The organism is Microcoleus sp. D3_18_C2 (genome assembly GCF_036702395.1).
In the GTDB taxonomy this organism is placed as follows: domain Bacteria; phylum Cyanobacteriota; class Cyanobacteriia; order Cyanobacteriales; family Microcoleaceae; genus Microcoleus.
Map to the genome: position 1 here is coordinate 145,185 of NZ_JAUBTG010000009.1, position 13,262 is coordinate 158,446.

Consider the following 13,262-nt stretch of genomic DNA (forward strand, 5'->3'; position numbering starts at 1 on the left):
TCAACAGTCAACAGTCAACAATTCCCACACATAATATGCGTATTTGTTTTATCGGCGATTCTTTTGTAAACGGTACTTGCGATCCAAAATGTCTCGGTTGGACAGGACGGATTTGCGCGGCCGCTTGCGGACAAGGACACGATATTACCTACTACAATTTAGGAATAAGGGGAGAAACCAGTGCCAATATAGAAACTCGTTGGTTCAACGAAGTTTCTTGCCGCTTACCTCACTACGCTGACGGCAGAATAGTATTTTCCTTTGGCGTCAACGACACTTACCGAGAAAACGAAAAAAATCGCATAGAAGTTGAAAAATCAATTGAAAATGCTCGCTCTATTCTCACGTCAGCCAAAGAAATATTTCCAGTATTAATGGTAGGGCCACCGCCAGTTATTGATGCCGATCGCACAAGGCGGATTGCCAACTTATCCGAACAGTTTGCCCAAGTTTGCAACGAGTTAAATGTGCCTTATTTAGATGTTTGCACCCCGCTGCAAAACTCGGAAATTTGGCATAAAGAACTTACCGAAAATGACGTTTCCCATCCCCGCGCCGCCGGTTACGCTGAATTGGCTAAAATAGTTCACAATTGGGACGGTTGGAAAGCTTGGTTTAAAAATATCAATATATCAGATCAAGAGACAGTAACGCTGTTCCGAGCCGTCGGCAAAAAAGAAATGGAACTGATTAAAGAAAGCGATTTTCTGGCATTTCCGCCGCGACTGTCTTTTCAGCCTATTTTTTATCCCGTACTCCACAAAGCCTATGCCATACAAATCGCGAGAGATTGGAATACAAGAGATGCAGCATCGGGATATTTCGGCTATGTCACGCGCTTTCGGGTTGCGGCAGAATTCTTAAAAAAATATCCAGTTCAAAATGTGGGCAGTTCGATTCACCAAGAATATTGGATTCCTGCCGAAGAATTGGCTCAATTTAATCAAAACATTGTGGGAAAAATTGAAATTTTTGCGGAATATCAACCTTAAAATCGAAGCAAACTATGCTAGAAATTAATCAATTTGAAGTAGTGAGTTTTGACTGCTATGGCACTCTGATAGATTGGGCAAGGGGCAAGACGGTTCAGTTAATGTTTTTTTTGTCCTTGCGAGCTTTAGGCGAAGCATAAGCCCTTCGGGCAGGCTTCGCCAACGCAGTGTATGTTTTTCACATGGTTTGGTCTCCATGAGTGTCTTATATCAATTCGGGTTACACCGGAATGATTGTTGACTGTTGACTATTGAGTGTTGACTCTTGACTCGGTGTCGAAAAACTGAATATTTGAGTGTTAAGTGTTGACTAAATTTTATGATTCCGATGCAACCGGAAACGCTATTATCTGAACCGTATTGAGTTATATTTTGCTAAGTCGAAGGATTTTTTGCTAAAGTGCGATCGAGCAGACAATTCTCAGGTCATCTACGCTATTTATGCCGTACATAACTATCCCTAAACAATTTAGGGAACCTTCCAGGGTTATCAAATCTCAACTTTTTTTACGGCCGAAACGCCTAGCCATTTTTGAAGCTTGTCTGATCGGCTTAGTGGCGGGACTGGCTGGTGTTTTGCTAAAGTCGGGAGTCGGATGGCTCGGCAGTTGGCGAGTTGCTACCTCGACATTAATCCCAGCTTGGATATTACTGCCCAGTGTCGGTTTAGGCGGCGGGTTGCTGACTGGTTTATTGATTGAGCGTTTTGCTCCCGAAACTGCCGGCAGTGGCATTCCTCACGTCAAAGCTGCTCTTGGCGGAGTCAATCTTTCCTTAGATTTGCGAGTAGCTGTCGCCAAACTTCTGACGACTATTTTAGCAGTTGGTTCCGGTTTAACTTTAGGCAGGCAAGGCCCTACTGTGCAAATAGGAGCATCTTTGGCTGGCTGGATAGGTCACTTGATGCCGACTTCCCCAGACTACCGCCGACAATTGATTGCTTGCGGTGCTGCTGCCGGATTGGCTGCTGGTTTTAATGCTCCCATTGCAGGAGTTTTGTTTGTAGTTGAAGAACTGCTGCACGACGTTTCGGGATTGACTTTAGGGACTGCAATTATCGCTTCATTTATCGGTGCCGTTGTCTCGCAGCTTTTGGGCGGCGATAGTTTAAATTTGAACCTTCGCGCGTACCAAACCAGTTTTGATGCTCAGGAAATCCCGTTTTATATACTATTAGGAGTTTTAGCGGGATGGCTGGGAGCTTTGTTCACCAAAGGGATTATGGCTAGCTTGCAATTTAACAGGCGATCGCTCAAATTAGCTTTGCCCGTGCGAATGGCTCTAGCTGGCATAATCTGCGGTTCAGTAATAGCTTTTCTCCCAGCAACTTTCCGCGATAATACGGGTTTACGGGAGTTTATGCTGACAGGCGAAGCAAGCGGGATAACGAGTTTAATTGCTTTTATAGCTCACTTTTTTCTAACAATTATTTCCTCGGCTTCTGGAGCTCCGGGAGGATTGTTTTCCCCTGCCCTAGTTATGGGTTCTGCACTCGGTCACATGGTGGGAATTGTGCAGGCAGATTCCCTGGGTGTCGGTTTGCCGGTAACTTACGCTTTGGCGGGAATGGGAGCGTTTTTTTGTGCGGTTTCTAGGGCGCCGATTACTGCGGTAGTGATTGTGTTTGAAATTACGGCGGATTTCAAATTAGTGCTGCCTTTGATGATCTGTTCTGTAGTTGCTTATTTGGTGGCGGAAAAGGTGGACAGTGGCTCTTTTTACGATCGCCTTTTGGAGTTTAACGGCATTCAACTGACAAAGGCAAAAGCTGCCAGCAATACTTTGAGCGACTTGCACGCAGATGACGTGATGCAGCGCCGAGTTGAAACTCTTTCGAGTCTGCTGACTTTCGATGAAGTGATGCAGGCTTTTTCGCGATCGCACCACCGAGGATTTCCAGTAGTTGAAGATGGCAAATTAGTCGGAATTGTCAGTCAAACCGATTTGGCAAATGCCAGCGATCGCAATTTGTCCGGCAACTCGCTGCTTAAAGAATTTATGACTGTAGGGCCGATCGCAGTCAAAGCAAGGGATACTTTAAGCGAGGTATTGTACAGGCTCAACAACTACAATATCAGCCGTTTGCCAGTCGTAGAAGGCCGGCGTTTGGTGGGAATTATTACCCGCAGCGACATTATCCGAGTTGAATCCGATCGCCTCACCGGAGAAACAACCCAGGGCCCGCATCCAGAACCTTCCTATGTTGTCTATCAAACCAGGGCTCCGCAAGTCGGAAACGGCCGCTTATTAGTGCCGCTTTCCAACCCCCAAACAGCACCCGCTTTGCTGCGGCTGGCGGCGGCGATTGCGCGCGATCGTAATTACGAATTAGAATGCCTGCAAATCATCATAGTACCGCGCAACAGTTCCCCCTCCGAAAGCGCAGTGCGGACAACCAAAAGCCGCCGCCTGCTACAACAAGCCGAGCGAATTGTTCGCAATTTGAACTTGCCAGTACACACCCAAATACGGGTAGCTCACGACGTGCCTAACGCGATTTTGGAGACAATTAAGGAGCGACATATCGATTTGATTTTGATGGGCTGGCAAGGCGAATTATCCACAAAAGAACGCATTTTTGGCGATGTGGTCGATACCGTAATTCGGCAAGCAGGCTGCGAGGTAATTTTGGTTAAATGGAGCGAAAAACTATTAGCAACACGTCAGAAAAATGAGTTTTCCGGCGCTTTTAGCGGCCGGAAATATACCTCTATCGAATGGGAGTTAAATCCCGAAAAAGTTGAGGGCGCAGATAATCCCCCATTGGCGAGATCCTCAGATTCATCAGCAACTCCTGACACTGAACTTTCCCTGCCGAATTCAGACATTCCAGCCCCAGAATTGGGGCTGCATACGCTGATGGGTTTGCACCGCTGGTTGGTGCCTATTCGCGGCAGTTACAAGCAAGCTGCGGCTTTGCGGTTGCTACCTGCTTTGGTGGCTGCGAGTGCTGTACCGGAGATTAAATTGTGTCAGGTTCATCAGCCTTCTGTTGCAGAACCCGATCGCGGAGAATTAAAGCAAGCAGCGGAGTTTATCAAGCGCCGGGTTAGCTGTTCGATAATAGCGACTTCGGTTTGCGCTAAATCGGTTTCTGATGCTTTAATTGATTTGGCTCAGAACGATCAGTGCGATGCGATCGTCCTGGGAGCGAGCCGGGAAGGGCTGCTGAAGCAGGTGATTCACGGGAATATCCCGGAAGCTGTGGCGCGCGGGTGCGACTGTACAGTCATTTTAGTGCGATCGGCCTCTTAGCTAACCAGACGGGAATCCCCCTTCTTCCTAACATCTGTTAAATCTCACATCTTGCACCATTCTCAAGAACAGGCAAGATGCCTGTTCCACAAAGAGTGAATTTTCTTGTGGAACAGGCCGAAAAGCCTGTTCATAAAAAGCTTATTGAGAATGGTGCAACATCTCAGTTAAATCTGACATCTTGCAGCAATATCAATAAGAGGATTTTTCGTGGGGTCGGGCGGGTTTATAGAACCTATTTGCAAGCTTTAAGGCTGTTGGCGAACCCGCCCCTACGGCTAATTGAAAATGGTGCAAGATATCTGTTAAATGCGTTGCAGAATTTCCTTCTTCTTATGGCAGCCAAAAATCGGGAATGAAAGTTTTAGTCATACTGCGAGTAAACTGATTAATCTTTCTCCCGATTTGAATGTGCGGTTCGTCAGCTTCCACGGGAATAATTGCCGCTTTGTTTCCGATTCCGAAACGCGAAATCACCAAATTAGCCGCTTCCAAACCAGTAACATAAGCTTTTTCCTGCGACCAAGAACCGTGGCGGGTCACAACCCAATCGCCGCTCATCAATACATTATCATAACTTGTTACTGCCGGCAACAAATATTGATAGCTACCAGGGGCAAAATGCGTCACAGCCCGCGACAGCCGAATCGCGCTGCTGTCAATTACTTTTGCCTCCCGAAAAGCCGGAATGCAAGTCGCTAAATCCCGCTGAACTAAGGAAACTATTTCCTCATCTTTTAGGGGAATTAATTGATTTGCGTGATAAAAGTCAGCTTCGACAACTGTTCCCGGTTCGTCTCGAAATTCGTCGTGCAAAGCATTCAAATCAAAAAACGTCCAACCTGTAGTTGAACTAAATCCAAAACAGGCATTAGAAGGCAGGGGAATGTCAATTTTTCGGTCAAACCACAGGCGAACCGCTAACACGTCAACTGCACCCAAATTCATCGCATCCCGAAACTCTTGGCGACTTTGCAAAGCTGGGCTGCTGCTGATAATTTTTTGCATTCCCGTGACGCCAACTGCAAAAATAACTGCATCTGCCTCGAAGGTTTCTTCGCCGCAAACAACGCCTGTGGCTCGGTTGTTGCTGTCAACTATTAAATCAGTAACTCGCTGCTTTGTCAATACTTTTGCACCGAGTTTTTCCAGGATCTCGACCCAGGGGCGAAAGATTTTTTCTCCGACTGTTCCGCGACACCAAACTACATCAAAATCCGGTTGGTGTGCTAATATGAAATAATAAAGCATTCCCAAAGCGGCGGCGGCAGAACATTGTTCTCCGGGTGCAAATAAACCTACTAATAACATAGGCTCAAAAGCATCGCGGTAGAGTCTTGCAGAAACGCCAAACTGTTTGAAGAGTTCGCGGGCTGTGACGCGATCGTACCTGCGCCAAGCTTCGTCGGAATTGTCGAAATCTAGGACGGCGTAGAGTAAGGGTAAGGCTGAAAGCCGATCGACTAATGGCAGCCTTTTAAATCTGGTGTAAAGAAAGGTTCCTAACGGTGTGGGAAGGCGCGGTTCGTCCTGAAAAATTGGCGATTCTACTTCCAATCCCGCAGGTGAATACTGACAAGAACGAGTCCAAGGTGTGAAGGGATCGAGTTCTAATTCCTTGACTAAGGAAAATATATTTTTGTAGGGATACCAGAAGCCATGAATCCCAGCTTCTACGGAACGCCCGCCGGCGGTTTTCCACCCTGCAACTAAGCCACCCGGATAAGGGCCTGCTTCTAGCAGGGTGACATCATAGCCTTGCTGGGCTAGGTGATAGGTAGCGCCTAAACCGGCCCATCCTGCACCGACGACGACTATTTTGGGGGTTGACGATTCTGCTGACATTGCGTACCTCTTGATAATTTATTAATGATGACATAATTCATAAAATGCGGATTTGATATAAAATGTGTTGCATTATGTGCTAAATTTCGCTTGAGTAAATAATGAGTGTCAAAAACCGCCAGCAAACTAACCTGTTGCTGCTCTTATTTCCCGCTACAGCCTGGCTGATGGTTTTCTTCATTTTGCCCGTGCTAATTGTACTGTTGTACAGTTTCTTAGAACGCGGTACTTACGGCGGCGTTACTTGGATATTTACTCTCAGCAACTACCAGCGTTTGTTCAGTGGACTTTTCTTAGGAGTAATTGGGCGATCGCTCTGGCTGGCTTTTCTAACAACAGCCACTTGCTTATTAGTTGGCTATCCCCTAGCATTCTTCATCGCCACCCGTTCTCCTCGCTGGCGAAATGCTTTGCTTTTGCTAGTAATTATTCCATTTTGGACTAATTTTTTAGTGAGAACCTACGCCTGGATCATACTGCTGCGTAGCGAAGGAGTAGTTAACACAGCCTTGCAAAGCCTGCAAATTATTAGCGAACCGTTAAATTTGCTTTTTACGCCTTTCGCTGTGGCGATCGGTCTTATTTACGGCTATTTACCTTTCATGGTTTTGCCTTTATATTCTAGCATAGAACGCTTCAATTTTTCATTGGTAGAAGCCGCTCACGATTTAGGCGCAAATGATATCCGCACTTTCTGGCGCGTTTTTTTACCGTTAACAACTCGCGGGATTGTTGCAGGCTCAATTTTGGTTTTTGTTCCCGCTGTCGGCGCTTTCATCACACCGGATATATTAGGTGGTTCTAAAACAGTTATGGTGGGAAATTTGATTCAGAATCAGTTTATGAGAGCCCGCGATTGGCCTTTTGGTTCGGCGCTTTCTATGCTGTTGACGGTAATCATATTGATTCCGGTGTTAATTTACTTCCGCGTGTCTGACGAAACTTAATAAGGTAAGGTAGGCCAGGAGTTTAGGTGGAAATTTACATCTTGCACCATTCTCAAGAACGGGCAAGATGCCCGTTCCACAAAGAGTAAATTTCTTGTGGGGTGGGCATCCTGCCCGCCCGTAAAAAGATTATTGAGAATAGTGCAATATCTCAGATAAAATAGACTCATGACTCATGACTAATGACTAAACTAGATTTACTCGTGCGGGCGATCGGCAAAAAGTGGCTTTGGGTACAAGCTGCACTAGCATTTGCCTTTCTTTACTTGCCAATTCTCATCTTAATTATTTACTCCTTTAACGCCTCCAGATTCAATGCCGTTTGGCGCGGTTTTACCCTCGATTGGTACCGCAGTTTGTTTAGCAATGCAGGCGCGACGATTGCTACGAGTAGCAGCGCCGGAATCTGGACAGCACTTAACAACAGCTTGCTAATTGCAGCTATTTCGACGGTGTTAGCGACAATTTTTGGTACAATGCTCGCCCTAGCACTCGAACGCTTTCATTTTCCGGGGCGCAAAGCTGTAGAAGCTTTACTGTTTTTGCCGATTATCATGCCCGAAATTACGATCGGCATTTCGCTGCTAGTTTTCTTTACCCTAGTATTTCGGATCGTAGAAAATCTCACGGGAATTCGCCTGAATCTCGGCTTACCTACCGTAATTATCGGTCATGTTGTCTTTAATATTTCCTTTGTGACTATTACTGTCAGGGCGCGTTTGGCGGAACTAGATCCTCAATTAGAACAAGCAGCTTTTGACTTAGGCGCTAACGAATGGCGAACTTTTTGGCGCATCACTCTCCCTCTGATTTGGCCCGCTATTTTCAGCGCGGCACTGCTGGCTTTTACTCTGTCGCTGGACGATTTTGTCGTGACATTTTTTACCACTGGCGTCGGTTCCATGACGCTGCCATTATTTGTTTATGGCATGATAAAATTTGCAGTCACACCAGCGATTAATGCCATTTCAACTTTGATGTTGTTGGCTTCCTTGTTGCTCGTTGTATCATCGTTAAAAGTTCAGAAAAGTTAAAAAAAATGCTTTCTGTGTCATAATTATTTTTGTCTGCAACTAACAAAACCTATGAAACGCCTGCTGACTTTCCTACTTTTGTTTGTGATGAGTGCAACGGTGGCTTTCGGCTGTAGCCCCACAGGTGGCAACCAACAGCAAGTGCTCAGCATTTACAATTATGCAAGTTATATCGCCCCAGAAGCGATCGCCCAATTCGAGAAAGAGAACAATGTTAAAATTCAATACGACACTTTCGAGAACAGCGACGCACTCTATGCCAAACTCAAACAGGGAAACCCCGGTTACGACTTAATATTTCCTGCCGATTACATGGTGAAAATCATGATCGCGGAAAATCTAATTGAGCCGCTGAATTTAAACAACATTCCCAACCAAAAGAACCTAGAACCTAAGTTTATCAATCAAGCTTTTGATCCAGGCAACAAATATTCGCTGCCCTACCAGTGGGGAACTATGGGAATTGGCTACAACGTGAAAACAGTCCAGGGAGAAATTAACAGTTGGGGGGTGATGTTCGACCCTAAATATACCGGAAAAGTCGCGTGGCAAGACGATGCTAGATACACATTAGCAGGAGTTTTAATGTATTTAGGATTTGACCCAAATACAACCAATCCCGAAGAGATTAATAAAGCCCGCGATTTGCTGATTAAAAGTAACAATATCATTGCAGCTTTTGTCCCCGACACCGGGCAAAATATGCTAGATCAAGGAGAAGTAAATTTGACAATGGAATGGAGCGGTGATATTTTCCAAGTGATGACAGAAAATCCTAATCTCCGTTACGCTATTCCCAAAGAAGGAACAATCATTTTTTCGGACAACATGGCTATTCCCAAAGGTGCGCCCCAGAAAGAGTTAGCGGAGAAATTTATTAACTTTATTTTGCAGCCAGAAGTCGGCGCCCAAATTTCCAATTTTACCCACTTCGGATCGCCCAACAAAGCAGCAATTGATCGAGGTTTAATCGACCCGAAAGATTTGAAAAATCCTCAAATTTACCCGCCGACTGAGGTGTTTGCCAAAATGAAATTATTGGAGGATGTCGGGAAAGCAACTGCATTGTACGATCGAGCTTGGACGGAAGTTAAAGCAGGGGCCGGAAAGTAGATATAAAACAGGTTTCTGCCGGGGCTGGTTTACTTAATTTTTTAGCTTGTTTTGGAGTTGCACCATTCTCAACAACAGGCAAGATGCCTGTTCCACAAAGAATAAATTTCTTTCTTGTGGAACGGGCATCTTGCCCGTCAAGAACAGGCAAGATGCCTGTTCCACAAAGAATAAATTTCTTGTGGAACGGGCATCTTGCCCGTTCCTAAACAAGTAATTGAGAATGGTGTAAAATATCAGTTTAACCGGGATCGAACTCAAATTTTTATTGCTTATCCCTAAGATATACTAACACAATGCACTCTGTCGAAGTTTTAGAAGTTTCCAAAGTATTTAAAAGTGCCCGCAGTCAAGATTTCTTAGCTGTAGATAACATCAATCTGCAAATTTACGATCGAGAATTCTTTTCTTTACTCGGCCCTTCCGGCTGCGGCAAAACTACAACTTTGCGAATGATTGCCGGTTTTGAAATTCCCACCGCCGGCGAAATTTACATTCACGGCCAACCGATGCAAAATCGCCCGCCATTTCACCGCCCAGTAAATACGGTATTTCAAAACTATGCTTTATTTCCGCACATGACAGTAGCACAAAATGTCGCTTTTGGGTTGGAAATGGAGAATTTGCCTCAGAAAACAATTCGCGATCGCGTTGCTGAAGCCTTAGCATTAGTACAGTTAACCGAGGTAGGAAAACGCTATCCCCGCCAACTGTCAGGGGGACAGCAGCAGCGAGTAGCACTAGCAAGAGCATTAGTCAAACAGCCGTCTGTGTTGCTGTTGGATGAACCCCTAGGAGCGCTGGATTTAAAATTGCGTAAAGAGATGCAATTAGAATTAAAAAAAATGCAGCGAAAACTGGGAATTACGTTTATTTATGTAACTCACGATCAGGAAGAAGCACTAACGATGTCGGACAGAATTGCAGTGATGGATGGAGGAAAACTGCAACAAGTTGGGACGCCTGTTGATATTTATGAATATCCTAAAACGCGGTTTGTTGCTGATTTTATTGGCGACAGCAATTTTTTAAGTGGTCGAGTAGTAGAAAAGCAAAACGGTAAAATAATCGTGTTGGTTGACCAGGAGTTGCCCGTGTTAGTTGCAACAGCCGAAGATATGCCCGCCGGGAAAGTTGTCACCCTGGTATTGCGGCCAGAAAAAGCTGCTATTTATCCGGCTAATTATGACGATGAAAATAGCTGGCCGGGAATAGTAGAAGAGGCTATTTATATTGGCACTGATACGCGCTATACGGTGCGGTTGACTGCTAAAAGTTCGATCGCCCTTCGCCGACAAAACTTGCACAGAGATGACTTGCAGCGACACCAAGTCGGCGACAGCGTTCGAGTTGCCGTGCCGCCGGAAAGTATCTGCATTTGTTGACACTCAAGCGGGCTGAAGCCACTGAGATTCTTTGGAAGATTGAGGAGCAGACTGAAGATGCGATTCCTTCCCCGTAGAAGATAATCTACTTCTTCCTTCTGCTTCCTCCTTCTTCCTTCGCGTTTTTCGCGTCTTCGCGGTTCAATAATATAGACAGTATTGGTGCTAAACTCGCGTTTGACTTTGCAAAATTTCCTCCAACAGCCGCTCTTGACTTTTCGCCGGTTCCTTGCAAGTCAAACACTCGCAAACTAACCCGATAACCCCTTCAGGCAAATCAGCCTCAATCTGACAGACAGCAGTAGGATAATACTGAGAAATCAACCCAGCAATTCGATCGGGAGTCGTGCGAATCAGGGTAGAATGCTGATACCAGTCGATCGCCGAAAGTAGACTCGGACAAGCTTGCGGAGCATCTTGCACAATACTGCTGAAAGCTTGCAAGCCTTGCTGCGCGCGATCGAGATATTCTAAATTCGGGCCCAACAGCGCGAGGCGAACCAAAGAGGCGATCGCAATTCCATTCGCCGCCGGAGTTGCATTGTCTATATAGCTGCGTTCCCGCACCAACAAATCTCCGCTAGCATCCTTAGCAGTATTGTAATATCCTCCCAATTCCACGCTCCACAAAAACTCATCAAATTCTTCTTGCACCTGCACAGCTTTCTCCAACCAAAACTGAGAATTCGGCAACTGTTTTGCCTCTTCCCCGTTGCCTAAAGTCAAACTCGCTTGGTGCAAATCCAACAAAGCTTTCACAAACAAAGCATAATCTTCCGACTGCGCGGTAACAGCAGATTGTCCGTCATAATTCAACCGCTGAAACCGCCCATCCGTCCACTGATTGTCTAAAATAAAATTAGCCGCTTTCACAGCTAATTCTAGATATTCCCAATTTCCAAAAACAGCCGCCGCGCGGGCCAAGCCCGAAATCATTAAGCTATTCCAAGCAGCAATCATTTTCGTGTCAGTAACGGCGGGAATTCTACCCGGCCAACTGTCGTTTTTAGCTTCTTGATTGTTGCGGGCTGGCGGAAAGGTTTTTACACTATCGGGATTGCCACCGTAACGCACAGCAAAGAGTTTAGCCAAAGCCTTTTCTACCCTGTCGCTTAGTTTGCCCGGATGGCGGCGCTGCAAGACATTCTTGCCTTCAAAATTGCCGCTGCGACTAACAGTAAACTGTGCTTTAATTTCTGCCAATTCCTCAGCAGTTAATAGTTGTTCCAGTTCGGCATAAGTCCAGACATAAAATGCTCCTTCTTCCGGTTCTGACCCCCCCGTTGCCCCCCCTTGGTAAGGGGGGGTTGAATTTTCTGTTTCCCCTTGATAAGGGGGGGTTGAATTTTCTGCCCCCCCTTGGTAAGGGGGGGTTGGGGGGGTAAAGCTGTCCGCATCCTGTGCAGCATAAAAATAGCCTGTTGGCGCAATCATTTCTCGCTTTAACCATTCTACTGTCCCCGCGATCGCACTTTCAAAAGCGGGTTCTTGTATTCCCGCGCTCCACAAATTTGCTAAATACTCAACAATTTGACCGTTGTCGTAGAGCATTTTTTCAAAGTGTGGCACAGTCCAAGTCGCATCAACCGTATAGCGGTGAAATCCGCCTCCTACGTGGTCGTAAATGCCGCCCAATGCTAAGTCTAATCCGCGCTGAGTGCAGACTTGTTTGCTGTCGTATTTTGATTCAAAATTAAATCGCGTTCCCCGCAGTGCTAGCTCAGCATAAGGTATCATCGGAAAACTGGGGCCGGGGTTGCTGCCCGCAACAATTCCCGTGTTGAGTTCTAAGCCTTTTTGGAAGAGTTCGCGATTTAATTCTGCGGTTACTCCTGACAGCGCTGCCGTCTGTTGGAGGTTGCCTAAAATCTCTGCTTTGAAGGCTTCTACTTTGCCTTTTTCTGTGTCGTAAAAGCGGCGAATTGCTTGCAAAACTTCTAAAAATCCCGGCCGTCCGTAGCGCGGTTCTACGGGGAAATAAGTGCCTCCGTAGAAGGGAACTCGCTCGTCTGGAGTGAGAAAAACGTTGAGCGGCCAACCGCCTTGACCGGTCATCATTTGCAAGGTTTGCATATAAATGCTGTCGATATCCGGGCGTTCTTCGCGATCGACTTTTATCGGTATAAAATGCTCATTCATGTATTGGGCGATCGCGCGATCGGAAAATGCTTCCCCTTCCATCACCGTGCACCAGTGGCAGCTAGAGTAGCCAATTGACAGGAAAATCGGTTTATTTTCGCTTCGGGCCGCTTCTAGGGCTTCGTCGCACCAGGGCCACCAGTCGATCGGATTTTCGGCGTGTTTCCGCAGGTAAAGGCTTTGGGATTGAGCAAGACGGTTCACCATAATCAAATATACTTTTACTCGTGCTGGGTAAGCTTGTCATACCAATTTTTTATGAGGCCCCGTAGAATCAGATCCCCCCTAGCCCCCCTTAATAAGGGGGGGACAAGATTCCGCTCAAAGTCAACCCCTACTCCCCTTCTTAAGGGGGATTTAGGGGGATCGAGATATGTGCAACTTCACATTAAATTGGTATCAGTCCTCTAGCAGTTTAGCGCGAGATGTTTTAGTTGAGTTGTTGCTGATCATTATGTTTTAATATTAAGGCTGATGTGCGATTCGTTTAACCTAAATGGGTAGGTTCTCCTATCCAGGGACGGTTAGCCTAACTCCTAGAAGTTAGTGATA

The 13,262-nt window shown here is 46.0% G+C and carries 9 protein-coding genes; 7 read left to right on the plus strand and 2 right to left on the minus strand.

Going from position 1 to position 13,262, the window contains the following annotated elements:
• The first annotated feature begins 35 nt into the window (after positions 1-35).
• The 3 genes from QUA88_RS08860 to QUA88_RS08870 all read left to right on the plus strand — a co-directional run bounded on the left by QUA88_RS08860 (position 36) and on the right by QUA88_RS08870 (position 4,247).
• On the plus strand, positions 36-992 hold the full coding sequence (locus QUA88_RS08860; RefSeq protein ID WP_333057998.1) for a GDSL-type esterase/lipase family protein: 957 nt from the start codon (positions 36-38) through the stop codon (positions 990-992).
• 14 nt (positions 993-1,006) lie between these two features.
• Positions 1,007-1,132, plus strand: a complete 126-nt coding sequence (locus QUA88_RS08865; protein WP_333211832.1) for a hypothetical protein — start codon at positions 1,007-1,009, stop codon at positions 1,130-1,132.
• Between the two features lie 301 nt (positions 1,133-1,433).
• Positions 1,434-4,247, plus strand: a complete 2,814-nt coding sequence (locus QUA88_RS08870; protein WP_333057997.1) for a chloride channel protein — start codon at positions 1,434-1,436, stop codon at positions 4,245-4,247.
• 333 nt (positions 4,248-4,580) lie between these two features.
• Here QUA88_RS08870 and QUA88_RS08875 read toward each other — a convergent pair whose 3' ends face one another.
• The gene (locus QUA88_RS08875) at positions 4,581-6,092 is read right to left on the minus strand and encodes an FAD-dependent oxidoreductase (protein ID WP_333271276.1); all 1,512 of its coding nucleotides are present in this window, start codon (positions 6,090-6,092) and stop codon (positions 4,581-4,583) included.
• A 101-nt stretch (positions 6,093-6,193) separates the two neighbouring features.
• Here QUA88_RS08875 and QUA88_RS08880 point away from each other — a divergent pair, with 101 nt between their 5' ends.
• From QUA88_RS08880 to QUA88_RS08895, 4 genes are all read left to right on the plus strand, one after another.
• A complete protein-coding gene (locus QUA88_RS08880) occupies positions 6,194-7,039 on the plus strand; it encodes an ABC transporter permease (protein WP_333260441.1) in 846 nt (281 codons plus the stop codon).
• Positions 7,040-7,221: 182 nt separating this feature from the next.
• Positions 7,222-8,073 carry an ABC transporter permease gene (locus QUA88_RS08885; protein ID WP_333271278.1) on the plus strand — a complete coding sequence of 284 codons (852 nt, stop codon included), beginning with the start codon at positions 7,222-7,224 and terminating at the stop codon, positions 8,071-8,073.
• Positions 8,074-8,124: 51 nt separating this feature from the next.
• Complete coding sequence (locus QUA88_RS08890; RefSeq protein WP_333211839.1) at positions 8,125-9,186, plus strand: spermidine/putrescine ABC transporter substrate-binding protein; 1,062 nt, start codon at positions 8,125-8,127, stop codon at positions 9,184-9,186.
• Positions 9,187-9,482: 296 nt separating this feature from the next.
• The gene (locus QUA88_RS08895; protein ID WP_333057992.1) at positions 9,483-10,571 is read left to right on the plus strand and encodes an ABC transporter ATP-binding protein; all 1,089 of its coding nucleotides are present in this window, start codon (positions 9,483-9,485) and stop codon (positions 10,569-10,571) included.
• A gap of 165 nt (positions 10,572-10,736) precedes the next feature.
• Here the strand turns inward: QUA88_RS08895 and QUA88_RS08900 are convergent, their stop codons facing one another.
• Positions 10,737-12,917 (minus strand): thioredoxin domain-containing protein, encoded by a 2,181-nt coding sequence (locus tag QUA88_RS08900; RefSeq protein WP_333211843.1) that lies wholly within the window; start codon positions 12,915-12,917, stop codon positions 10,737-10,739.
• Positions 12,918-13,262: the final 345 nt, after the last annotated feature.

Bases quoted from the DNA above. Each gene is read 5' to 3' on its own strand.
- QUA88_RS08880 (WP_333260441.1), top strand. From the start codon at position 6,194: ATGAGTGTCAAAAACCGCCAGCAAACTAACCTGTTGCTGCTCTTATTT.
- QUA88_RS08870 (WP_333057997.1), top strand. From the start codon at position 1,434: ATGCCGTACATAACTATCCCTAAACAATTTAGGGAACCTTCCAGGGTT.
- QUA88_RS08885 (WP_333271278.1), top strand. From the start codon at position 7,222: ATGACTAAACTAGATTTACTCGTGCGGGCGATCGGCAAAAAGTGGCTT.
- QUA88_RS08890 (WP_333211839.1), top strand. From the start codon at position 8,125: ATGAAACGCCTGCTGACTTTCCTACTTTTGTTTGTGATGAGTGCAACG.
- QUA88_RS08865 (WP_333211832.1), top strand. From the start codon at position 1,007: ATGCTAGAAATTAATCAATTTGAAGTAGTGAGTTTTGACTGCTATGGC.
- QUA88_RS08895 (WP_333057992.1), top strand. From the start codon at position 9,483: ATGCACTCTGTCGAAGTTTTAGAAGTTTCCAAAGTATTTAAAAGTGCC.
- QUA88_RS08875 (WP_333271276.1), bottom strand. From the start codon at position 6,092: ATGTCAGCAGAATCGTCAACCCCCAAAATAGTCGTCGTCGGTGCAGGA.
- QUA88_RS08860 (WP_333057998.1), top strand. From the start codon at position 36: ATGCGTATTTGTTTTATCGGCGATTCTTTTGTAAACGGTACTTGCGAT.
- QUA88_RS08900 (WP_333211843.1), bottom strand. From the start codon at position 12,917: ATGGTGAACCGTCTTGCTCAATCCCAAAGCCTTTACCTGCGGAAACAC.